This is a genomic window from Halorubrum depositum, assembly GCF_007671725.1.
GTDB lineage: Archaea > Halobacteriota > Halobacteria > Halobacteriales > Haloferacaceae > Halorubrum > Halorubrum depositum.
Genome location: NZ_VCNM01000004.1, coordinates 49,617 through 71,945, shown reverse-complemented (window position 1 = coordinate 71,945; position 22,329 = coordinate 49,617). Strand labels below are relative to the sequence as shown.

Sequence of the window (22,329 nt, the reverse complement as noted above, 5' to 3'; positions counted from 1 at the left end):
CAATCACAATGTGAATCCGATTCTCTCGAATTCAAGGTCCTCACCACCCCGTCGAGCACAATTCCACCAATCATCGTATCTTAGAACTCGTCGAGGACATCAATAACGGCTGAGAACTGCCCGACGGCCCTCTTGCTAAATCTAAACTCGTTTCATCCCATTCTGTACCTCCAGATTTGTCCAAAGGAAGGCTAGGGTACAACGGTGCAAATGCCGCTGGCTCTCTCGGGCCGAAGGGCCATCAAACGACGATCGTCTATAGCCGATATATCAGAATTCACTCAATGAATAGTGATGCGATTCGCGGTGGAGTTTGTCGCCCCCGAGAGGGGCGAGGGGCTGTCGTAAGCGCCCACTCAACAACCATGTCTTCAGAACACGAGCAACAGCGATCACGACTTCACGGCGAGCAAACTGAGCAACCGAGCGACGAACCGTGGACAGATCTCGAACTGACGATCCCGCACAACAGAAGTCCGACTGCCATCGTCTCACTCGTCGAGTGCGCGCTCGTCGAACTCACTCACGAAGACGTCGGAGCCGAGTTCGTGTCGACGAGCGTTGCGGGAGAGAAGCGGACACAGTACATCGCCATAGATGACGTCGGCCAACGGTTCCAGAAGCGGTATTTCGACGAGCGGCTCGGCCGGCACGAAACGACTGTCAGTCGTGAAACGGTTCGTGACGAGCTGGTCAGCCGGCTCACACACCAGTCGTCACTGGGCGGTGAGGTAGGTCAGAATGGCGTTGACGGTGGTCAAGACAGCTTCTGTGTGAAACCAGCTCGAGAGCTCCGACTTCAGGAGTGATGTTTTAACCAACACTTGGACAAGCGGTTACCCGATGTTGGTTAAGGCGTTGTCAACCTGTGGATCCCAGCCCACCCAGGTCAGGAAACTATTCCCTGAAGTAAGAACTATATCCTTCGCCCTGCAATTCCGAGTATGTCCGAAACAGACGCCACCGATGGGCCGCCCCCCTTCGAGGACGCGTTCAGCAGCGATGACGTCGAACAACGCATCTACGGTACTATCCTGCAGACCCGCGAGCCGACGACGGCGAGCGCGATCGCCGACAGCGCTGACTGTGACCCCAAGACCGCCCGGAAATACCTCGGCTGGTTCGACGATTTGGGAATCGTCACCCGGCACGATGGCCATCCGGCCACCTACGAACGGAATGACGCGTATTTTGAGTGGCGACGCATCAACCAGCTCGCAGCCGACCACTCCGTCGAGGACCTGCAGGATCGCGTTCGTGAGCTGACGACGCGCATCACCGAGTATGAAGCGACGTACGACGCCGCGTCACCGGCCGCAGTCGACGCCGTCGACGCCGCGGAGGCCAGCGACGAGCGGACCATCGACGACGTGTACAGCGACCTCGCCGACTGGGCGACCGCCCGCGAGGAGCGTGACCGCTACGAACGCGCGCGCCAGCAACGCACGGGTGGCGAGCGCGAACAGGCGTCCGGGTAGCCCGCTCAATGATGCCACCGACAGGCGATGGCGGGAGCCCTGCCCCCATCGATCGTCCCATCCTCGAGTTCCTTCAGACACGGCTCCAAGCCACCGGACAAGTCTCCCACGCGGCCATCACGGATGCAAGCGGCCATCTCGAGCTTCAGGTCGTCTTTGCATCGTCACACTACCCAGCGCACGTCGACGAAGCAACCCTGACTGTCCGCTGGTACACGAACGACGACTTCACAATCCACTATCGAGAGATACATTCGGAGCACACCTGGGAATGCCGATGGGATCGGCATCCGAACCCCCACAATACGCGCGACCACTTCCATCCCCCGCCTACCTCCCCGACGCCCGGTGATGATGACTCTTGGCCGACCGATCATCGTGATGTCCTGCGACTCGTCCTCGACGAGGTCGAAGAGCGGATCAGAGCACTGTGGAACGAATAAGCGACTGCCCCCGCAGTGGTGTTTATCGCGCCGACCAAGGGTGACGGCGCTCAGCACGATGGGCACCACCACGAGAGCCGTCGTGGTGTCCAGTCTGGTGTCAGCTGAGTGCAGTCACAGGTGAATCCATGTCTACGTTCAGTAACTCCGAGGCAGCGAGTGCATCGCCGTCAGAGAACCAAACGAGTCCACCCAGAGATACCGAGGACACGGATTCGCAGCCATCATGGCCAGACGATGCAAGCAGCGAGGGTGGAACGCCAACGCTCAGGATGGACCACTGTCCGGAATGCGGGGCTCGTCGCTTCGTCTCGAAACTCCTCGTGTACGAGGTCACAGGCTACGACGAGGGCGGCGAACAAGAATTTCGCCGGCAGCACGTCCGGGCAGAGTTCGAATACACCTGCAGCGAGTGCCAGACGACACTCCGGACGCTTCCCGCAGATCGCCGTGACTACTACGACGAAGTTGCGGTCCTCGAAACGGAACGGCGGGCAGCGCTCCGTGATCAACTCCGCCAGCTGGGGAGACGGTTCTGGCGGCGTCTCGCAGCGCGGACGACGTGGCTGGCACTCGGACTCGTAACACTCGTGACCGGGCTCGTGATCGCCCTCTAACAGACCGACGGGGACCGACAGCAAGGGGTGGCTCACAGTAGGTGTTGGGGTAGCGTCATGCTCCCTTCCGGCCAGGAACGAGGCTAGCTGGAGGCAGATCGCTGACGTAGGACATCGAGTCCGCACCGCAGGTGTGTCTATCGGCGCCAGGAGGCGTGAGGCGCGCTCGAAGCGCGTGCAGAACATGAGCTTCCATGACGGAACCAGATATCATCGACGACACGACAGGCGACTACGACCGGCTCGAAACCGAACTCGTTGCACAGGACCGGGATGCGTCCCGGGTCGCGACGGCGGACATCGATGAGACGACTGCCCGTCGTCTCGTTGGCGAACTCGTCGAGGACGATGTGGTGACGCCGATCCCTGACCAGCGCGTGCTCGTCCACGAGCCCAGTGGCAAGCCCTTCGAGTCGATCACCCAGCTCGCCGTGTTCCATCGTGGCTGGCAGGCCGCCACCGACGTCGACGCGGAGGACAACTGATGCAACAGACGCTTTCTGGGTGTGCGTTCTGCGATTCACCGCCCGGTGCAGAGATGGGCGAGGCGCATACGTGGGGGAAAGACGAACGGGTGACGCACCCAATCTGTGTCGACTGCGCCACCCAGACGGGGTCGGATCCCGACGAGTGCGACCACCACGCCTGCGACGGGTGCGGACTGGTCGTCGACGCCCTCGCGGCACTTACCCGGTTCCGCGCCGAACTCGGCCATCTCGAGGGGCCGCTCCAACTGTGTGCTCGCTGTAGCCCTGGTGGGCTCGCGACGTACTGGACGCGTGACCTCACGGAGCACCTCGTGGCCGAGTGACGCTTGGCCGAGTGAGGCTCACATCGTACACACGAAAACGGCTAAGTGCGTTGGCTCACAATGTACACATTATGAGCACCGATAAGAAGCGCGTGCAGTTCCGGGCCCCCGATCGGCTCATCGACCGGGCCGACGCACTGGCCGCAGTCCTCGGGGAAGACCGGACCGACGTTCTCGTGACTGCACTTCGGGAGTACCTCCAAGACGCCGCTCACGACGACGCACTCACCCAAGAGATCGCCGCCGCCTATTACGACGATGAGATCACCTTCGAGCAACTCAAAGCGCTCGTCGGCGCCGAGGAGGCGGCAAACCTCCGCGTGTTGAAACAGCAGTTGGACGAGGACTTCATCGACGAGGTCGCCGACGCATAGATGTCGCGGCTTATCGCAGACGCCTCCGCCCTCGTGAGTCTCGCCATCGTTACTGACGACGGCCCCGATCCACTCGCACTCTGTCTCTCCCGGTACGAGGTCGTCGTCCCAACAGCGGTCATCGATGAACTCCAAGAGATCGCCTCCTACGATGACGTCCATGGACACGCCGCGTCCGCCGTCCTCGACCAAACGGAGTCATTCACGACACAGTCGGTGGACCTCGATGCCGAGTTCCCCCTCGATGACGGTGAAAACGCGGCGGTCACGCTCGCGAATAATCTCAATGCTGCGCTCTTCCTCTGTGACGAGTTCAACCAACTTGGCTTGATCCACGCCTCACTCGCTGATACCCGACTCGTCACGACACCGACGCTACTCTCAATTCTCGTTCGAACTGAACACCTATCAGCTGCTGATGCACGGTTGCTCCTCGATGCGATCAGTGACGCCCGTAGCTGGGGCGCGAACAGTTACGTGCAGCGAGCTCGCTCGTTGCTCGAGGGGACCTAACACTGTGGAGGATCCTTCGAAGTGAACAGAAATGCCCGATAACGACGCTCTCTACGACGTTCGTGAACGAACGACGAATCCCGAGCACGCATCAGTTGATGACGTGGTCGAACTCATCCTCGAGCGCGCACAGCATCCCCGGACGGAGCACCGGGATGCACATCTCGACGAGATGATAGCGACTGTCGTCGACAGGTACGGGACCGATCCCATCCGCACCGTCGTTCACCGCGTCCTCGTCGACCACCACCCCTTTCGGACTGCCACGCATGACCTCGAGATGCGTAACGTCGACGGTGTTCGTATCGGGACAGCAGCCGGCCAGTTCCTGACAGAATTGAACGCGCAGCACGACGATTGAAATACAGTTTCTGAAAGCCCTCGGCCGCTCGGCATCCCGCGACCACCGCTGCGCGCCTCGTGCCTGCGGTGCTTGCGGGGTCGGGGGACGGCCGAGGCGGCCTCGCCCTTTCTGAGTCCACCAGGACGGTAGCTGGATCGCCGAGTGTCGCGGCCGGCTAGACAGGTGTGTCCGTTATGGCCCGCCCCGCTCGCCGCGTTCCGCCCTCCGCGTCGCTCGCGACCGACCATTCCGGGCGTGCGGGCGCTCTCCGCACCGCCCGCGCCCGTTCCGGGCTAAAATGGATGTGCCCTCGGCGCCAGCGGGTATCCCCGTCGGTTGCGCCCCTTGCGGGCTTACGCGTTCCAGCGCTTGGTGCCGCCTGCGCTGTCGCGCGCCACACCGCGGCGCGCGTTCTCGGCGACAGTCGCCCTGGACACGGACCCGCACATCGGGCCGGACACGAGCGGGCATATCCCGCTGGCCGCTCGCTCCGGGCGGGTCGGCGCGCGGTGCTGGATGATCGTCCGCCTCGGGCGCGCTCTCGCTCGCGCCCACAGGGCGCTCGCGAAGGCGCGAGCGAGAGCGCGCAGATGGTTCTGTCGGTCGTTGTCGTCGAGGAAATCCGCGATGTTGTAGCATCGCGGTGTCGGGCGCGTGAGCGCCTTCAGGAGCTGAACTCCAATGTCGAGTAAGAACGTCTTCGGTAATGAGGTTTCGGTCGATGAACAGGCTTTCGAGAAACACGATGACGTCGAGATCGACGAGGACGGCTTCGAAGTCGTCGACGAGACCCCGGAGTTCCGGGCGACGGTCGACATGGAAGTCCAGGCCAAAGTCGATTCCAACCACCCAGACGCGCGCGTCGAGGAAGGCCCGGATCACATGTTCGGGAAGACCCTCGAACAGGAAGAGCGCATCAAGGCACGAGAGGCCGAGTTGGAACACATCAGTGCCCAGGCAGAACTCAGTCAGCAGGAGGGGCGTGCGAAGCGGACGCGAGACATCGCAGCGAAGCGAAGCGCTGAGCGGCGTGTGAAGTTCCAGAAGCGGGCAGCGAGCGTGAATCCGATGGCTGACCCGGAGCGAGACGATCCTCGTGCAGAGCTCACGCAGGAGCAGTTGGCGGCGGTGAACAAGCAGTCGATGCGACTGGCGGAGAAGCTGGATGGCTGGTCGCGAGCAGCGATTGGCCGGCGGTTGGGTGAAGCCGTCGTCGGTGGGAAAGACCTAACGAGTGCAGTCGTCGGGGTGTTCGAGGAGTTGCAGACGGCGCCTGGGACGGTGATCCCCATTGGGAAGCTCGAGGACGTCAATCGCAAAGAGGTGAGCATCGAGGGTCGAGTGGAAGTACTCTGGGATGCGGACTCGCCGGCCATCGCTCAAGTCGGGCTGATCGCAGACGACAGTGGAAAAACGAAGGTGACGATCTGGGAGAAATCAGATGCGCCGTGGATTGAAGAGGGCGAGCAGGTGCGTATTCACAAGGTAGCCCGGAACTGGTACGAGGGGCGCGTCTCACTGGCTGTCACTGGGTGGAGCACCATTATGTTCCCTGAGCGCGGTCGGTGGTGGGAATAGCCGGTCGGCGCACCCCTTTTTTGCTGGTGTGTACGCGGTCACCGCCACCTCCCACCACCTCCACGGTCCGGGCTGCTCACGGCGCTCACGCGCCGTTTCGCGGCCGGGCTTTCGCCACCGCAGCCCATCAGTGTCAGCGCTGTCCCGTGTGGTGTGTATGTGCCCCCTGATAGGTGAGGGGCACTCCGAGAGACGCGATCCACGTGAGTCCCCTCGTGAGTATCCATGGCAATCAGAGACATCTACGAAACGAGCTTCGACGAGGACGGTCAGACGGAGTCGAACCCTAACCAGTGCCCCGAATGCGACGGGCGGGTCACTACCAACGCAGTCGAAACCATCTGCGAGGAGTGTGGGCTCGTCATCGATGACCAGCGGATCGACCACGGGCCAGAGTGGCGAGCGTTCGACGAAGATGAGCGCGAGCGCACAGGCGCTCCGTTGACGGCAGCGCGGCACGATCGTGGGTTGTCGACGGAGATCGGCCACGGGACCGATGCAAACGGGAACAGCCTCTCCGAGCAGAAGCGACGCCGGCTGTTCCGGATGCGCCGTGAACAGACGCGTGGGCGGTTTCAGTCGAAAGCCGAACGCAACCTTGCACACGGACTCAGTGAAGTCCGCCGGATCAGTAGTACGCTCGAACTATCCGAGACGATCCGTGACCAGGCCTGCCAGCTCTTCCGGAGTGCCCAGAACGAGGACCTCCTGCAGGGCCGCTCAATCGAGGCGATGGCCGCCGCGAGTGTCTACGGAGCGTGTCGGTGTAACGGGCGGCCGCGAACGCTCAACGACATCACCGAGTCGGCGCGCGTCGAGCAATCGCGGGTGACGAACGCATACACGACGCTGAATACGGAACTTGGCCTGCCGGCCCAACCCGTGACGCCCAGTGCGTTCGTTCCGCGGTTGGCCTCGGAGCTTGACGTCTCCGATCAGATCCGGCAGCGGGCTCGGCAGCTGGCGGAAGCATCCGAATCGACCGGAGCAACCACGGGGGTTCGACCATCCGGATTCGCCGCAGCCTGTCTGTACAAGGCCGGGCGCGAAGACGGACGGTGGCTTACCCAGTCGGACGTCGCCGACGTTGCGAACGTCTCGGTGGTCACCGTGCGAACCCACCGCGACGCGCTGGACGAACTGGCTGTCTAACGCCCACACTGCTGATTTTCGGTTGTATTTTGTTGTCTGATTGATGTGAGAGCCATTGTTTAAATCCGAAGACGAAGCATGATACGGCCAGATCACCCTATGACCGACCAGTACGCCGACTACGAAGTCCTCCGACCGCTCGGCGAAGCGACCCACGTTCCCGACGATCAACTCGCCAGTAGTAGTGGCGAGCCCCGGCGGCAACGCTCTGGTGGCGTCGACGCGGGCTATCCAGACGACCCGACAGAAGGTGAGACCGAGTGCGATTCCTGTGGAGCGTCGATCCCCGCTGGCCAGTCGAAGTGCCGGTTCTGTCTCACCAACCATCTCGAAGCAGCCGACGATCAGGACACATCGACTGATGAACAGACTCTCCTCCATATCATCCACATAGTCGTTGAGGCGTCGACGTTCTACGGCGCCGTCGCGAAGGGATCTGCTGCGGCCACCCTCCTCGCGAAGGGAGATGATGACCCAGTAGTCGATGACTGCAAGCTAATCTACGATCTCGACGAGGAACCGGCCCCACAGCTTGTCGATCAGTGGCCCTCGCTCCCCTCGGCGACACGAGTCACGTCTGAATGTGGTAATCAGCTGCTCGCGGCTGCTCGTGAGCGGACGGCGTGGACAGAGACGACGCAGCCCCGTCACGACGGCGAGCACACGACGTTTCTCTATGAGGAAACCGGGAGTGGGGTTCGCTCCGAAGATCGTCTTGTAAGCCTCCGTGAGGACGCAGACGACGACCTCTGGCTGGTGCCAGCGATTTCGCTCCAGGAATCCGTTGACAAAACTGATACCGAACAGTCACGACGCGAGCGCCCAAACAGAATTCACCTCGAGTGTCGGGAGTGTGGTCGGGAGACTAAGCATCGTTTTCGCGAATTCGAGGCGGTCCCCGATGACGAGTGGACCGGGCAGCCAATGTGGGGCTGTCAGCGGTGCGGCACGCCACGCTACGGGCCCGAACCCGAAGCCGGTCAGTAAAGACAACGTCAAATTAACCAACAATCCTGGTGTCGGCTCGGAGTTGTTGGTTAACAGAAGCCAGCTCGCGACCACCCGACGATACCACACCTGCTGACTGCCCGCCGGTGTTTTTCGGCGCCGAGAATTGGCGGAGGCGCACACATGGACCCACGAGACACCCCTGGCTATCGACTCCACCGCGCGCTTAGCAGCCTCTCCAGTATCGACGCCGACCAATTGGGGCCCGCTGATCGAGAGCGAATTAGCACCGCGACGACGCTCCTCGAGCAGGTGGATGTTCTCACCCAACCGAATACGACAGGGGACGGTGACGTCAACAGAGAATCCTGACAGCTCGACGCGTCGGCAGCTCAGCGTCCTGTGGCCGTCACAGCGTGAACGGTTGTTCGCCCCCTGAAGGGGTGCGGGGGCGCGAGACAGCTCCCGAGAACAATCCATGGCAATACTCCAAGCCGCAACGACATCGACCGGCGCGCTCGTAACAGACCCACAGGCAGTCCGCGAACTCTGTGAGAACCACTGCTTCGGGACGCTCAACTGGGAGGTGGACGACGACGGCGAACTGATCATCTGGGGCTACGACAGCTTCGAAGTGTACGAGGCTCGTGAGAACGGACTTCCTGACTACGACGGTGGCATCGTCACCCACGAGTTCCTCCGGTCGCTCGCGGAGTATCTCGAACCGAACGAAGAATTCGACATCCAGACAGCCGGATTTACCAAGTGCCGCTTCCCAGTCCTGGCCAAGCGGTACGTCGTTCGCGACGGCGAAGTCCTCCACGCGGACCTCAGTTCACCCGACCCGATCGACGAGTAGCTTTGTTCGTCCCCCGGGAGGGGTGCGGGGCGATCCAGTCGCGGTCGCCCCGTGAGGTGATTGCTCGATGGGTCACCGCGCACTCGTTGCGTACGAACGGACAGACGGACAGTACACGCTCCACTACTCTCATTGGGGTGCTGCGAATCTCAAGCTCAAACACCGAATATCGGCCGAAACACCGTTCGGTGGCGAAGACACCGACTCCAAGTGGGCGAAACAGCTGCTGGCGGAGTTAGCCGATGGCCTCGAGACAGATGCGGTCGACGGCTACCTCGCTGGCGAAGATCGGCCGTCGACGGTCGTGGAGCTGAAGCCCCGCGCCACCGGGCTCACGCTCGACGAGATCGTCGCGGACCATCTCGACTATCTCCACCACGAGGCGTTCTTCGTGGTGTCGACGACGTTCGAGGTGACCGCCTATCGGACGCTGTGGTTCGGCCTGCAGTACGATTCGGAGACAGTCGAACAGGGAGAGACGGTCGGGAACGGTGCGCTCGCGACGGTGCGTTGGTACGACGGCGAGCCGGTCGGCGACGGCCACCTGCAGGGCCAGTTCGCGGCCCTCAAAGACGTCATCGGCGATATGCTCGACAAGGGCGTCTTCACGCCGTCGACGGCGAGACAGTATCTGAAACGGAAGCTGGCCGAGCGAGTCGGAGACCGACAGGAGCTGCTCATTCCGACCGGAGAATCACCCTTCGAGACAGCGAGTCTCGGCAAGCCGTAACACCAATCCCTTAGTGGATATCGGGGGATGTCTAAGTATGTCAAATCAGTCTGAAGATGACGTTCGTGTTTGGCTTGTCGAACGGACGTACTCCGATGACGAGCAGAACCTGATCATCCTCACCTACGCAACACCCGATGGAGAACAGTACTATCGGAAGGAACGCGCACTCACGTCCTTCACCGACGTCCGAGATACGACAGCAGCAGTCGATGCTGAACCCGGCAATCTTGGCATGGTCGATGACCCCGACCTCCAGGAGCAATACGCGGCCGAAGCACAGCGAATGCAGGAAGTTCACGACCCTGACGACGTAATCTGAGATCTACTGGTCGATAACGCTGCAGGCCATGGGTTATGTCGTAGCAGGCCTTAGACGGGGTATGCGCGAACTCGTCTTCGCTCTCGAATACGAGCCCGGCTGCAACAGGGTGGCGGACGCCCTCGCCGACCACCCCGACGCTCGCGTTCGCTCGCTCTCGCTGCACGCCACTGCCGAGCGTCTCTGGCGGGTCGCCCATGCCACCGGTACGCCTGAGGCGCTCAACGCCATCGAGGACGCCTTTCTCAACGGCGACTACTACGCTGACTGTCTCGCCACCGAGGACTGCAACGCCACACAGACCACCCGCGTCCTCGACCGCACGGACAACGCGCTCATCCTCTACTCAGATTGGGAGCGCACTCCGACCTGCGCCTCAGTCCCCCACATCGCTCGCGACCACCTCGGCGACGGCGTGCTGTTCGAGACTCGTCACGAGGGCCGCCACTACACGTGGCGACTCATCCACTCCGGCGATGGCGACGTGGCGGCGTTCTTCGACGCTCTCAAAGTCGCCGTCGGGGAGTGCGCCCAGATGGAGATGCTCCGCACAGCGGACACAACATCAGCTAGGGGAAGCGACGGAACACCAAGTGGATTGCCTCCAGCCCAAGAGGCTGCTCTCCAGGCCGCCGTCGAACACGGCTACTACGAATCACCCCGCGAGGTCGATGTTGGAGAACTCGCAGAGCATCTCGACGTGCCACGGTCAACACTCACCTACCGACTCCGTCGGGCGGAAGAACATTTGGCGAAGCAACATGTCGCCGGCGAGCGGGTAGCGGAAGAACGGCTGGCATCCCACTGAGGGCCGTAGTTGGAATATTCCAACAAAGACATATCGAACTCCCGCTCCTACCGTGACGTGATGACAGAGAATCCGGACGCAGCAGGAGGAACGAGCGGCGGCGGACAGCGACGTGAGCTGACCGCCCGCCTCGCCGTTCCCGAGATGGACTGTCCCTCTTGCGCCCAAAAGGTGAACAAGAGCCTCCAGCGTGTCGACGGCATTACTGACGTCACGCTCCAGCCGACCACCGGCACAGCCAACGTCACGTACGACCCTGATCGGACTAGCGAAGCCGACGTCGTCAAGGCGATTGAAGGCGCCGGCTACGAGGTCGTCGGGGGCTCGGACGCCGAGGGCGATGATGAGGACAACCAGGCGGCCGATGGCGTCGACATCGCACCACCATCGGAGGTCTGGACGAGTCCTCGCGCGAAGAAGACGTGGCTCGGCGCGGCGTTCCTCACCGTCGGGCTCCTCTTCGAGTTCTTCCTCGCAGGACAGAACATCGCCATCGCAAGTGTCCTCGAGTACCCGCTCCACATCGCAGATGTCCTGTTCCTCGGCGCCGTCGCGGCCAGTGGCATCCCGGTCGTCCGTAGCGGGTACTACTCCGCGAAGAACCGGAGTCTGGACATCGACCTGCTAATGGGGACGGCCATCATCGCCGCGACCGGTATCGGCTACTTCGTCGAGGCGGCGACGCTGGCCGTCCTATTCAGCATCGCCGAGCTGCTCGAGGACTATGCGATGGACAGGGCACGGGACTCCCTGCGCGAGCTGATGGAACTCTCGCCCGACGAGGCGACCGTCCTTCGCGATGGTGAGGAAGTCACGGTGCCCGCCGAGGAGGTGGAGGTGGGCGAGACCGTGGTTGTTCGCCCCGGTGACAAGATTCCGCTCGACGGGACGGTCATCGAAGGCGAGAGTGCAGTCGACCAGTCGCCGATCACGGGCGAGAGCGTCCCCGTCGACAAGGCTGCCGGCGACGAAGTGTACGCGGGCAGCATCAACGAGGAAGGATACCTCGAGTTCGAGGCCACTTCGGCCGCCTCGGAGTCGACGCTCTCGCAGATCATCGAGATGGTGCAGGGCGCACAGGCGAAGAAGACCGAGTCCGAGCAGTTCGTCGACCAGTTCGCCGGCTACTACACACCCCTCGTCGTCGTGCTGGCAATCCTGACCGCCGCTATCCCGCCGCTGGTTATCGCTGATCCGGTGTCGGTGGACCTAGCCGGTTACGGGTTCACCTTCGCGGGCGACTGGCAGGCGTGGTTCATTCGGGGGCTTACTCTGCTGGTGATCGCCTGCCCGTGTGCGTTTGTCATCTCGACCCCAGTCTCCGTGGTGTCGGGGATCACCAGTGCCGCGAAGAACGGTGTCCTCATCAAAGGCGGCAACCACCTCGAAGCGATGGGCGAGGTGGACGCCATCGCCCTCGACAAGACTGGTACCCTCACCAAGGGCGAACTCGCGGTCACGGACGTCGTAGCGCTTGGCGGTACGAACGACGAGACGGTACTCCAGCACGCGGCTGCACTCGAGCAGCGAAGCGAACACCCAATCGCCGAGGCGATACTCGAACGCGCCGAAAAGGATGCCGGCGATGACGTGCCGAGTATCGAGAAATTCGAGAGCATCACCGGAAAGGGGATCAGCGCAGACATCGACGGCGAGACGTACTATGCAGGCAAGCCCGCCCTCTTCGAGGAGTTGGGTTTCGACCTGTCGCACGCCCACCTCCGTGCCGACGGCGGCGCAGTCGCCGAAGTGGCCCACGAGCAGTGCGAACGCGAGGACTGTGCCGACCTCGAGGACGGCGCGATCTCGCGGTTCGAGAATGAGGGGAAGACGGTCGTCCTCGTCGGCACGGATACCGAATTGATCGGCATTATCGCCATTGCCGACGAGGTGCGGCCGGCCGCCGAACGGGCGGTCGCACGGCTGCACGAACTCGGCGTCGCGCACGTCGTGATGCTGACCGGCGACAACGAGGGGACGGCCCGTGCGATCGCCGAACAGGTCGGCGTCGACGAGTATCGCGCAGAACTATTGCCCGACGAGAAGGTCGATGCCGTGGAGGCGTTACAGGCGGAGTACGGCGACGTGGCGATGGTCGGCGACGGCATCAACGACGCGCCCGCGCTGGCGACCGCTGAGGTCGGCATCGCGATGGGCGCGGCCGGAACGGACACCGCAATCGAGACCGCCGACATCGCGCTGATGGGCGACGACATCAGCAAGCTGCCGTATCTCTACGGGCTGTCGCACACGGCGAACGGCGTGATCCGCCAGAACATCTGGTCGAGCCTCGGCGTGAAGGCCCTGCTTGCACTCGGCGTCCCGCTGGGACTGGTGAGCGTCGCGGTCGCGGTCATCGTCGGCGACATGGGGATGAGCCTCGGCGTCACCGGGAACGCGATGCGGTTGTCACGAATCGCGCCTGAACGCATGGACAGTAAGACTGGCCAAGAAACGGGTGCCTGAACCCATGAACACTAGCGAGGAAGGCAGTGCCACCTTATGCAGAACTGTACCACTCGTCGAACGCGAGAGCAACGAGCTCTCTGAACCCCTTCGGGCAGGTCCAACTGCTCGAATCCCGTCTCCCGAGAACGGGGACAAGAATAACCGTTACTCCGTTTGAAGTATTCCACAATAATGAACCCCTTCAATGCGATCCGCGAGTTCGAAGCCGATGGAACGACCTACAAGATGGCCGACCTCACCGTCCTCGAAGAGGAAGGCCTCTGTGAACTTGATAAACTCCCGGTTAGCATCCGTGTCATGCTCGAATCCGTCCTCCGAAACGCCGATGGGGAGGACATTACCGAGGACGACATCCGTGACCTCGCTGGCTGGCAACCGGACGTTTCCGACGCCGACATTCCGTTCCAGCCGTCCCGGGTCATCCTCCAGGACCTCACAGGCGTCCCTGCCGTCGTAGACCTCGCGGCGCTCCGGTCGGCCGTCGACCGCAAGGACCGCGACCCAACTCTCGTCGAACCCGAGGTGCCCATCGACCTCGTGATCGACCACAGCGTCCAAGTGGACTACTTCGGTAGCGAGGACGCCTACGAGAAGAACGTCGAACTGGAGTACGAGCGCAACAGCGAACGGTACCGGGCACTGAAGTGGGCGCAAAACGCCTTCGACGACTTCAGCGTCGTCCCACCTGGAACGGGAATTGTTCACCAGGTGAACCTAGAGTATCTCGGGCAGGTCGTCCACGAACGCGAGCAGAACGGCGAGAACTGGCTGCTTCCGGACACGCTCGTCGGCACGGACAGTCACACGCCGATGATCGGCGGCATCGGCGTCGTCGGCTGGGGCGTCGGTGGCATCGAGGCCGAAGCCGCGATGCTCGGCCAGCCCATCACGATGAACCTCCCCGAAGTCGTCGGCGTCAAACTTACGGGTGAACTCCCCGAGGGTGCGACAGCGACCGACCTCGTACTGCACGTCACCGAACTGCTCCGGGACGTCGGCGTCGTCGACCGATTCGTCGAGTTCTACGGCCCCGCCGTGGAGACGCTGACCGTCCCTGACCGGGCGACCATCGCCAATATGGCCCCCGAGCAGGGCTCGACCATCAGCATGTTCCCCGTCGACGAGGCCACCCTCGACTACCTCGAACTGACGGGCCGCGACGAGAAACACATCGAACTCGTCCGGAACTACCTGGACGCCCAGGGGTTGTTCGGCGAGCAGAATCCCGAATACACCGAGACAGTCGAACTGGACCTCTCGACAGTCACTCCAAGCCTCGCCGGCCCCAAGAAGCCCCAGTCCCGCGTCGAGATGGGTGACATGCGGGGCCACTTCCGGGAGTTACTCCACGGCGAGTTCGAAGAAGCCCTCGATGAAATCGATGAGGAGGCGCTGGCCCGGTGGCTCGGAGAGGGCGGCAACACCCAGGCCGAGTTGACCGGAGAACCAACCGACGCCGAACGAACTGACGGCGGCGTTCAACAAGCGGGCGACACTGAAAAACAGAATCTGGGACCCCTCACGAAGCGCGCTACAGTGAACCTCGACGGCAACGAAATCGAGATCGGGCACGGGAGCGTCGTCGTTAGCGCCATCACCAGCTGTACGAACACGTCAAATCCGTCCGTGATGCTGGCAGCCGGGCTCCTGGCGAAGAACGCCGTCGAGCGCGGCCTCGACGTCCCGGACTACGTCAAGACCAGCCTCGCACCCGGCAGCCGCGTCGTCACCCAGTACCTCGAAGCATCGGGACTCTTGCCGTACCTCGAAGACCTGGGTTACAACGTCGTGGGCTACGGCTGTACGACCTGCATCGGAAACGCAGGGCCACTCCCCGAACCGATTGAGACCGCGATCGACGAACACGACCTCTGGACGACGAGCGTACTCTCCGGGAATCGGAACTTCGAGGCACGCATCCATCCAAAAGTGCGGGCGAACTACCTCGCCAGCCCACCGCTGGTGGTGGCATACGGGCTGGCCGGTCGGATGGACATCGATCTGGAGCACGACCCGCTGGGGTACGACGAGGACGGCAACCCGGTCTATCTGTCGGACCTCTGGCCGGACAGCGACGAGATCCACGAAGCCGTCCACGACTTCGTCGACCCGTCGATGTTCGAGGAGAAGTACGCCTCCGTGTTCGAGGGCGACGAACGATGGGAGGCGTTGGATGCGCCGACTGGCGAGGTCTACGAGTGGGACGAGGACTCGACGTACATCCGGGAACCGCCGTTTTTCAAGGACTTCCCACTGGAGAAACCTAGCGTCTCCAACGTCGAGGATGCACGGTGTCTGTTGACACTGGGTGATACGGTGACGACCGACCACATCAGCCCCGCAGGACCGTTCGGCTCGGACCTCCCCGCCGGGCAGTGGCTGATGGACCACGGTGTCGAGCCTCACGAGTTCAACACGTACGGTGCCCGCCGGGGCAACCACGAGGTGATGATGCGGGGGACGTTCGCCAACGTCCGCATCGAGAACCAGATGCTCGACGACGTCGAAGGCGGCTACACGATTCACCAGCCGACGGACGAGCAGACGACCGTGTTCGAGGCCAGCCAGCGCTACCACGAGGAGGGGACGCCCCTCGTCGTGATGGCGGGCGAGGAGTTCGGAACCGGCTCGAGTCGTGACTGGGCGGCGAAGGGAACCGACCTCCTCGGCGTTCGCGCAACCATCGCCGAGAGCTACGAGCGCATCTACCGGGACAATCTCGTCGGGATGGGCGTGCTGCCGTTGCAGTTCCAGGACGGCGACTCGTGTGAAGCGCTCGGACTAGACGGGTCAGAAGTCTTCGCTATCTACGGGTTGGACGACGGGCTGGAGCCGATGGCCGAGTTGACGGTGACTGCGGAGCGGTCGGACGGGTCGTCGGTCGAGTTCCCGGTGACGGCCCAGGTCGGGACGCCCGCCGGTGTGCGATATGTTGAACACGGCGGTATCCTGCACTACGTGCTTCGGCAACTTCTGACCGACTCGTGACGCGTTCCGGGTGAAATCGCGTAGGATCGACTGCTTTCAGGTATCTGGTTTTGTATTTGGAACTACTTAGAATCGAAAACAGCAGTACTGTGTTGAGGAGAAGTCCGATTTGGTTGCGATCCTCATTTCATTCCAAACACATTCAGCCGTAAAAGTTCCCTTCTGTTCTAATCAATCACACACCCAATATAGCTCAAGCCACTCATACTACGTTCAGCCATTCACACAGCCTCAGATGCCAATCATCAGTTATGAGTTCTCATGAGAGCCGTGTTTGTTATTGCACCGGCGATGGGTGCCGGCGCAGCAGGAGCGAGCGAGCAATCACTCCCGATGCGTCGGCGTTTCGAGGTGTTCGAGATGCATATGGTGATTTACGCACTGGTAGAGGCATCGACGCACGACGACGCGCTGGTCACCGGAAAGACGGTGTTCGATCGCCTGGTCGGCGCGGACCCACATGCCGGCGCCGTCTTCGACTACTATGTGACCTTCGACGAGGAGGACACGTCCGTTGCGGGGAAGGCACGATGGGGGGAGTTGCCGACGGCAGCCCCCGTCGACTCCGATGACGGCGAAGACCTGCTCGAGCGTGGCTGGGAGGCGACGAAGGAGGAATTCGAGCGTAATCTCGACCGGGTGAAAGAGGCCATCGAGGAGCTCTCCAACGAGGAGATCATGCGCGACGAAGATCTCGCTCGGCACGCGTTCCACCAGGTCGGTGCCTACGACGGGCCAACGATATTCCTGTACAACGAATATGGGAACGGTATCCGTCACCGTGACCACCTGGATCGAGTGCTGGAGGAGAGCGAGGAGCTCTGGATCGTGCCCGCCGACGTCCACTTCTAACAGATGTCCCGGATCACAAATTGGAAGCGCGAGAGCCGCACACCCACACTCGCATACCGGAATACCGAGACCGGCGCTCGGGCTGTCCTACACCGAGCCCCGGACTCGTACCGCTACAAGTGGCGTGGCGCAATCCTCGTCGACGGCTACCCAGTGTGGTCGCGGGGGTACGAGACGAAAGACGCGAACGCGTTCAGGAACGTTCTCCGCGACCAACCTGCTCCCGAGATGAGTTGTCGGGAGTGTCTGGACGGTGACGTGGTCGTCGGTGATAAATCGGCTGACGGTGCGAAGGTCCAGCGCTGGTTCGAGTGTCGGAACTGTGGGTACGAAGCGCCCTCAAGGATCGTGTACGGCGCCGAGCGCTGAGGGGACATCCCCGCCTTTACCGTGCTAAATATCGGTTTCGTCGAGAACTTTTCTATCGGAATTGTTCCGCTGGTCTTCCAGCCAAGTGCCGATATCTGAAGGAGACTTACTATCAAGTGTTCTATTTAATGACTTTGCACGAGAATTGAATGCCTTCTGTTGGAGATTGAACTTGTCCTCGTTATTCTTTTTGAACGTTACCAGCACAAGCGCGATGTTGTGTTCGTCACCGGCAAAGTACCCAGAAAACGCTCTCGCACCGCTACCATTTCTAGGAGACCATTTGAACTGCCATAAATCACTCTGCAGCGGTTTTGCAAAAGCGGCCTCAGGGCGCCAAGCATCAAGAAAATCCGTGATTTGGTTTTCCAGCCGTGTCGCCATATGATTCCCCATCGCATCAAGATTCGTCAGAGCTGGCTCAAAGAACACGACGTATCGTCGGCCCATCTATACGAACAGCAAGCAAACAGGAGTAATAAAGGCGAGTGTTAGAATTCGGCCTCAAACTCGTCTTCGTCAGGCAGCATCTCAAGTGCCTCCTCAGGAGAAACAGCTTCAGGAGACTCATTATCGGCTTCGTCTCCGGCTTCTCCGGCCGTGGGAGCGGACATACAAAACCATACACAGTGTGGTCTGATAAACCTTTGCCAGCAGTACAGCACCAATCGACATCCCTCACGGCGAATGACGTTTATTTGTGGGCCGGGATGGGTGGCCCGTCTCAAGCGGGCCAGATCCACAGATGAGTCTGGAAGTCATCGACCGCCACAGCGAAGCACTGTTCGAGTTCCTCTGGTGTCCGGTCTGCGGGCACGAGATATTCAGTCACATTCCCTTCGAGGGAGTGTTCTGCAAGAACTGCAACACGCAGGTCATCCTCCGGGAATCCAGAGAAGACCGTGGCTACGAGGAGGCTGTGCTCGCGTGCTTCGACACCGACTCGACGTGGAACCTTCACGTCGACGAGAAGTTCCGTCGTGACCTACCCGATGGATCGGCACGGGTGAAAATCCTCGGCGCACCGGGGGCCTACAAAGTCGACTGGTGGAGTCCAGCACCTGGGGAGGATTGGGAGCCGGTCGAGCGTGGTGAATTCGACGACGTGGAGGAACCAGCCGATATCTCCCATCTCGCGTAGGGGCAAGCAGTCCCTGTGACTGTTTTTCACCCCCTGAGCGGTGCGGGGGTGCTCGAACGAGTAGCTCCCGAACAGACCGATGAGTAGACCTAGCGACACACACTCGATTGAACAGACACGCCCAGCGAGCGGCTGCGACATCGTCTACGTCGGGTATCGGCAGAGCGGGCAGGCTATCGTTGAGAAACGTCCCGGCCAAGAACGGCTCACACCAGAACGGAGTCTCGCGCTGGTGAATCACAGTCCCTCGGGATTCGAATGGGGATATGGTGGTAGTGGTCCGGCACAACTCGCGCTCGCACTCCTCCTCGACTACACGGGAGACGAGGCGTTCGCCCTCGACCACTACCAGGCATTCAAAACCGAGGTCGTGAGCCAACTGGACTGTGCTGGGTCTGCTGGACGCTGGCGACTCACCGGGCCCGAGATCGACGCAGTCCTTCACGAAACACCCGGCGAGCCGGCCGCACCGTCCATCTAAATACCAATCACCGAAAGAAATCCATGTCAGAACATACCCAACCATCTCGTACGGATGGCGAATCGGCTGAATCGAGCGAACAGACGACACGAACGGAGTACGTCGAACGAAGTGACGTCGGCGTCTCCCTCACCGTAAAGCTCAAGCGTGGAACCGGTACCAGAGATCAGGACGAGGTAATCGCGAAAGCGAAAGGCAAGACCCTCGAAGACGCTCGCGAGGACATGGAAACCCTCAGAGAATACATCCACGATCTCGCGGAGGACGCTCGCCAGATCCAACCCGAGGAAGAAGACGGGTAACGGCGAGGGGAGTTTTTTGTCGCCTCAGCAGTGGCGGAGGCGATTATCAGTGAGCAATCCAGACGGTCAAACAACAGACGAAGGCGAGCTTTCGCCAGAACAACGGCTCGAGCCATCGAATACGCGACTCATCAACGCTGGTATCGTGACGATCAACGATATGGAGACGCTGCGAGCCTGCGTCGCCTACGAGAACGCGAATCAGCAACGGGTCCAAATCCTCCGCCGGCTTGAACAGCGGGCCAGCGAAATCCGCGCACAAGACGATTGACCCAACGCCCGGAGGTGTCTGTCGGAGCCTCGGTGGGTGGAGGCTCAATCCAGATGAGCGATCGACCAGAGATCGAGATTCAACGACAGACCGCATTCCGTGACGATGGCCAACTCGAAGTAACCGAAACAAGCGTTGAGACCTCGCTTGAGGACTTCGGCGCTGACGTGGATCATCGTGACCGGGATTCGCGTCTTGATCACCCCGAGGCGAGTGAGTTCGGCGTCGACGATCGACCCGAAGTTGAGCAAACATCCGAGGGAGATCAGTCAACACTCTTCGCTGATACGGACGAGGATCAGCAGACCCTCACTGGCGACGATGCAGCCGCTCGCTGTCTCTTCGAAGAATAGACTTGCCTCTATCGATTGATTGTCTGATGAATTGTTGTAGTCTGGACTATAATAGTCTGAATTCTAATTTTGAAGCGACGCTGAGGGACTAATAGCCGGTGGTGGTTTTTCGACCCCCAGCAGGGGCGCGGGGAATCCGAACGCCCGCATGCAACCGATGGAGATGAATTCGACTACCGACCCACGAGCAGTCGTACAGGATACGGATGAGCGATGTCAGGCGAGTACAGACCGCGTCGAGTACGTCGGGATGCGTGTCGACGGAACGCCAGTTGTCCTGAACCTCACCGCACACGAACGCCTCTCCCCCAATCGAAGTCTCGGTCTCGTGCGGCATAGCCCGGCGGGATTCGACTGGGGCTACGTTGGGAGCGGACCGGCACAGCTCGCCTGTGCGCTCCTCCTCGATTACACCGACAACGAAACCGTCGCCCAGCAACACTACATCCAGTTCCGCAACGACGTAGTCAGTCAGTTGGTGTGTGATGGCCCGGCCGACTGCTGGCACCTCACCGGGAAGGATATCGAGGCGGCACTCGCCGAATTCGAAGAGTACCGAGTACTCACGCCAGATGGTGGGACGCCGTCATCGTCACTGCCGGCAAACTGGAGTGCGGTGAGCCGGACAGATCGGACAGTCTTCCAACGTCGGGAGATCGACCACTACGTCGTCCTCGCCGAAGGGAGCGAAGAGTGGTTGATCATACTTTGTGCGCAGGGGGATCGGGCGTATCCCACCCCGCTTGACCATCGAACGCTTCCGGTCGAGAACGATCCTGCTTCAGCCGTTCAGGCACTCGTCGCTGAGAGTAACGACCTCGTCGAGCCAGAGGAGGAGACCTAATGGAAAACATCCGACTCTCGCGGGCCACATACCAACTCATCGAACGCGCCGTCACGGCGCTGGAGTGCATCGGCCGAGAACTCGAGCGATACAACGACCGGCACGAGCGAACAGATGGGAAAGACACAGACGAGACGAATCCCAGCGAATCATGACTGACGAAGCGACGCTTGACGATTTCGAGATCGAGGATTCGGCCGGAGAGTCCCGCTCGCTCACGCTGGAAGAGCGACTCCTCTCACCCATCTCCCGGTCCATCGGTCTGCGGGTGATTGCCGGACGCGGCGATCCGCTCTATCTCCAAAATCAGGGAGCAGAACGGTATCTCTTCCGCGACGATCATGACCGGTGGTTCATCCTTCAACCCTCGGCGAAGGACTCAGAGAAGGCGTTCGTCCGGTGGGTGTATCTCCCAGCAGACCGGCCCGAACGGCTGGCGCAGTCGGCGCTTCGTCGACGGACAGTGATCGGCTATGATTACGTTCAGCGGTCGGCTGCACCAGATCCAGTCAGGTCGACGGTGACAGCGATGTTCGTCACGGAACGCTGGCCCGAGACCGCCTACGAGTGTGGGTCGTGTGAGGCGCTGTTCGACACGCCACGAGAGCACGCCCTTCACTGCTGGGACGCCCATCCGTGGGTACCGAATCCTGAGCAGGTGCGCCGTAGGCGGAGAGATTGAAGGACAGAAGGGACAATAATCGATACGGCGATGTTATTTCTTTGCCCTACACCTATGATGAAAGAGACACGAGTTGCTAATATGGCGACAAGGATGGCCACTCGGCTCGAGAACTTCTTCGAACAACGAACTGACGGGAATCTCCGGAGTATCGTGAAATACGAGGAAGGCACGTACGAAATCGTCCATCTCAGGGATGACGTCGCTGAGCAATATACGACAGATGAGCTCGAATCTGCAATCGACGAATCCCGAATGGAGTCGTTAACGGCACCAATCTACGAAAACACCTTCTCAGAAGACCACGGACAGCTCACGTGCCTGGTTCAGTGCTTCGAGAACGTTATCGAGATGAATTTCGTTCTCGAAGACGGGATTGGAGCCGCAGTCGCACTTGATGCGGAAGCGATGGTTGATGCCCACGGGCTTGTAGCTGAAGCAAGGCGGATCGTCCTCGAAGAACGGGAATAGTCGCGGTCAGAAGGCCATCCTACCGCCTTTTGAAAGGTACTTCTCGTCCATCAGCAAAACCTGATTAACCAACTAGTTCCGGCGATCGAGGTCAGTGTTGGTTAACGTGGTGTTGTTGTTGCGCCCGGGA

The 22,329-nt window shown here is 61.1% G+C and carries 32 protein-coding genes; 30 read left to right on the top strand and 2 right to left on the bottom strand.

All coding sequences use genetic code 11. The features are described from left to right. Positions 1-365 precede the first annotated feature (365 nt). From FGM06_RS15610 to FGM06_RS15500, 21 genes are all read left to right on the top strand, one after another. Entirely contained in the window at positions 366-809 is a 444-nt protein-coding gene (locus FGM06_RS15610) for a hypothetical protein (RefSeq protein WP_080508344.1), read from the top strand. Positions 810-944: 135 nt separating this feature from the next. Then, positions 945-1,478 (top strand): DUF7342 family protein, encoded by a 534-nt coding sequence (locus tag FGM06_RS15605; RefSeq protein ID WP_058365597.1) that lies wholly within the window; start codon positions 945-947, stop codon positions 1,476-1,478. An 8-nt stretch (positions 1,479-1,486) separates the two neighbouring features. Then, a complete protein-coding gene (locus FGM06_RS16455) occupies positions 1,487-1,921 on the top strand; it encodes a hypothetical protein (protein ID WP_144800177.1) in 435 nt (144 codons plus the stop codon). 272 nt (positions 1,922-2,193) lie between these two features. Continuing rightward, positions 2,194-2,538 (top strand): hypothetical protein, encoded by a 345-nt coding sequence (locus FGM06_RS15595; RefSeq protein WP_144800176.1) that lies wholly within the window; start codon positions 2,194-2,196, stop codon positions 2,536-2,538. Positions 2,539-2,732: 194 nt separating this feature from the next. Next, positions 2,733-3,023, top strand: coding sequence for a hypothetical protein (locus tag FGM06_RS15590; RefSeq protein ID WP_144800175.1), 291 nt, complete (start codon positions 2,733-2,735; stop codon positions 3,021-3,023). Next, positions 3,023-3,349, top strand: coding sequence for a DUF7558 family protein (locus FGM06_RS15585; RefSeq protein ID WP_144800174.1), 327 nt, complete (start codon positions 3,023-3,025; stop codon positions 3,347-3,349). Before FGM06_RS15590 ends, FGM06_RS15585 begins: the two co-directional genes overlap by 1 nt. Before the next feature lie 71 nt (positions 3,350-3,420). After that, entirely contained in the window at positions 3,421-3,723 is a 303-nt protein-coding gene (locus FGM06_RS15580) for a hypothetical protein (protein WP_092893815.1), read from the top strand. Continuing rightward, a complete protein-coding gene (locus tag FGM06_RS15575) occupies positions 3,724-4,236 on the top strand; it encodes a PIN domain-containing protein (RefSeq protein WP_144800173.1) in 513 nt (170 codons plus the stop codon). Between the two features lie 31 nt (positions 4,237-4,267). After that, positions 4,268-4,597 carry a hypothetical protein gene (locus FGM06_RS15570; protein WP_144800172.1) on the top strand — a complete coding sequence of 110 codons (330 nt, stop codon included), beginning with the start codon at positions 4,268-4,270 and terminating at the stop codon, positions 4,595-4,597. A 663-nt stretch (positions 4,598-5,260) separates the two neighbouring features. After that, positions 5,261-6,157, top strand: a complete 897-nt coding sequence (locus tag FGM06_RS15560; protein WP_144800171.1) for a DNA-binding protein — start codon at positions 5,261-5,263, stop codon at positions 6,155-6,157. Positions 6,158-6,382: 225 nt separating this feature from the next. Beyond that, positions 6,383-7,309: a transcription initiation factor IIB gene (locus tag FGM06_RS15550; RefSeq protein WP_144800170.1), complete on the top strand. Its 927-nt coding sequence runs from the start codon at positions 6,383-6,385 to the stop codon at positions 7,307-7,309. A gap of 99 nt (positions 7,310-7,408) precedes the next feature. Next, a complete protein-coding gene (locus FGM06_RS15545) occupies positions 7,409-8,296 on the top strand; it encodes a biosurfactant protein 1 (RefSeq protein ID WP_144800169.1) in 888 nt (295 codons plus the stop codon). 144 nt (positions 8,297-8,440) lie between these two features. Continuing rightward, complete coding sequence (locus tag FGM06_RS16315; RefSeq protein WP_144800168.1) at positions 8,441-8,629, top strand: hypothetical protein; 189 nt, start codon at positions 8,441-8,443, stop codon at positions 8,627-8,629. A 106-nt stretch (positions 8,630-8,735) separates the two neighbouring features. Then, complete coding sequence (locus FGM06_RS15535; protein WP_144800167.1) at positions 8,736-9,116, top strand: hypothetical protein; 381 nt, start codon at positions 8,736-8,738, stop codon at positions 9,114-9,116. Between the two features lie 67 nt (positions 9,117-9,183). After that, positions 9,184-9,846: a DUF6735 family protein gene (locus FGM06_RS15530; protein WP_144800166.1), complete on the top strand. Its 663-nt coding sequence runs from the start codon at positions 9,184-9,186 to the stop codon at positions 9,844-9,846. 37 nt (positions 9,847-9,883) lie between these two features. Then, positions 9,884-10,168, top strand: a complete 285-nt coding sequence (locus tag FGM06_RS15525; RefSeq protein WP_006183450.1) for a hypothetical protein — start codon at positions 9,884-9,886, stop codon at positions 10,166-10,168. Positions 10,169-10,229: 61 nt separating this feature from the next. Continuing rightward, entirely contained in the window at positions 10,230-10,976 is a 747-nt protein-coding gene (locus tag FGM06_RS15520) for a helix-turn-helix domain-containing protein (RefSeq protein ID WP_144800165.1), read from the top strand. A 60-nt stretch (positions 10,977-11,036) separates the two neighbouring features. Continuing rightward, a complete protein-coding gene (locus tag FGM06_RS15515; RefSeq protein WP_092635702.1) occupies positions 11,037-13,442 on the top strand; it encodes a heavy metal translocating P-type ATPase in 2,406 nt (801 codons plus the stop codon). A gap of 174 nt (positions 13,443-13,616) precedes the next feature. Then, complete coding sequence (locus FGM06_RS15510; protein WP_092635704.1) at positions 13,617-16,433, top strand: aconitate hydratase; 2,817 nt, start codon at positions 13,617-13,619, stop codon at positions 16,431-16,433. Positions 16,434-16,793: 360 nt separating this feature from the next. Further along, on the top strand, positions 16,794-17,285 hold the full coding sequence (locus FGM06_RS15505; RefSeq protein WP_092635773.1) for a hypothetical protein: 492 nt from the start codon (positions 16,794-16,796) through the stop codon (positions 17,283-17,285). Positions 17,286-17,288: 3 nt separating this feature from the next. Beyond that, positions 17,289-17,654 (top strand): DUF7568 family protein, encoded by a 366-nt coding sequence (locus FGM06_RS15500; protein WP_092635706.1) that lies wholly within the window; start codon positions 17,289-17,291, stop codon positions 17,652-17,654. 24 nt (positions 17,655-17,678) lie between these two features. Here FGM06_RS15500 and FGM06_RS15495 read toward each other — a convergent pair whose 3' ends face one another. Beyond that, positions 17,679-18,104, bottom strand: a complete 426-nt coding sequence (locus tag FGM06_RS15495; protein WP_144800164.1) for a hypothetical protein — start codon at positions 18,102-18,104, stop codon at positions 17,679-17,681. A gap of 41 nt (positions 18,105-18,145) precedes the next feature. Next, the gene (locus FGM06_RS16400; RefSeq protein ID WP_255409719.1) at positions 18,146-18,268 is read right to left on the bottom strand and encodes a hypothetical protein; all 123 of its coding nucleotides are present in this window, start codon (positions 18,266-18,268) and stop codon (positions 18,146-18,148) included. 131 nt (positions 18,269-18,399) lie between these two features. On the opposite strand from FGM06_RS16400, the gene FGM06_RS15490 reads away from it, so the two are divergent. The 9 genes from FGM06_RS15490 to FGM06_RS15455 all read left to right on the top strand — a co-directional run bounded on the left by FGM06_RS15490 (position 18,400) and on the right by FGM06_RS15455 (position 22,199). After that, on the top strand, positions 18,400-18,795 hold the full coding sequence (locus tag FGM06_RS15490) for a DUF7567 family protein (RefSeq protein WP_092635708.1): 396 nt from the start codon (positions 18,400-18,402) through the stop codon (positions 18,793-18,795). A gap of 79 nt (positions 18,796-18,874) precedes the next feature. Next, on the top strand, positions 18,875-19,276 hold the full coding sequence (locus FGM06_RS15485; RefSeq protein ID WP_092635710.1) for a DUF6166 domain-containing protein: 402 nt from the start codon (positions 18,875-18,877) through the stop codon (positions 19,274-19,276). 23 nt (positions 19,277-19,299) lie between these two features. After that, the gene (locus FGM06_RS15480; RefSeq protein ID WP_092635712.1) at positions 19,300-19,578 is read left to right on the top strand and encodes a DUF7389 domain-containing protein; all 279 of its coding nucleotides are present in this window, start codon (positions 19,300-19,302) and stop codon (positions 19,576-19,578) included. A 49-nt stretch (positions 19,579-19,627) separates the two neighbouring features. After that, a complete protein-coding gene (locus FGM06_RS15475; protein WP_092635714.1) occupies positions 19,628-19,849 on the top strand; it encodes a hypothetical protein in 222 nt (73 codons plus the stop codon). Between the two features lie 53 nt (positions 19,850-19,902). Beyond that, positions 19,903-20,202, top strand: coding sequence for a hypothetical protein (locus tag FGM06_RS15470; RefSeq protein ID WP_144800163.1), 300 nt, complete (start codon positions 19,903-19,905; stop codon positions 20,200-20,202). Positions 20,203-20,359: 157 nt separating this feature from the next. After that, complete coding sequence (locus FGM06_RS15465) at positions 20,360-21,046, top strand: DUF6166 domain-containing protein (RefSeq protein ID WP_144800189.1); 687 nt, start codon at positions 20,360-20,362, stop codon at positions 21,044-21,046. Further along, positions 21,046-21,201, top strand: a complete 156-nt coding sequence (locus FGM06_RS16165; protein ID WP_186311048.1) for a hypothetical protein — start codon at positions 21,046-21,048, stop codon at positions 21,199-21,201. The genes FGM06_RS15465 and FGM06_RS16165 overlap by 1 nt, the downstream gene beginning before the upstream one ends. Next, positions 21,198-21,728, top strand: a complete 531-nt coding sequence (locus tag FGM06_RS15460) for a hypothetical protein (RefSeq protein WP_144800162.1) — start codon at positions 21,198-21,200, stop codon at positions 21,726-21,728. Before FGM06_RS16165 ends, FGM06_RS15460 begins: the two co-directional genes overlap by 4 nt. 81 nt (positions 21,729-21,809) lie before the next feature. Next, positions 21,810-22,199 carry a hypothetical protein gene (locus tag FGM06_RS15455; protein ID WP_144800161.1) on the top strand — a complete coding sequence of 130 codons (390 nt, stop codon included), beginning with the start codon at positions 21,810-21,812 and terminating at the stop codon, positions 22,197-22,199. Positions 22,200-22,329 lie beyond the last annotated feature (130 nt).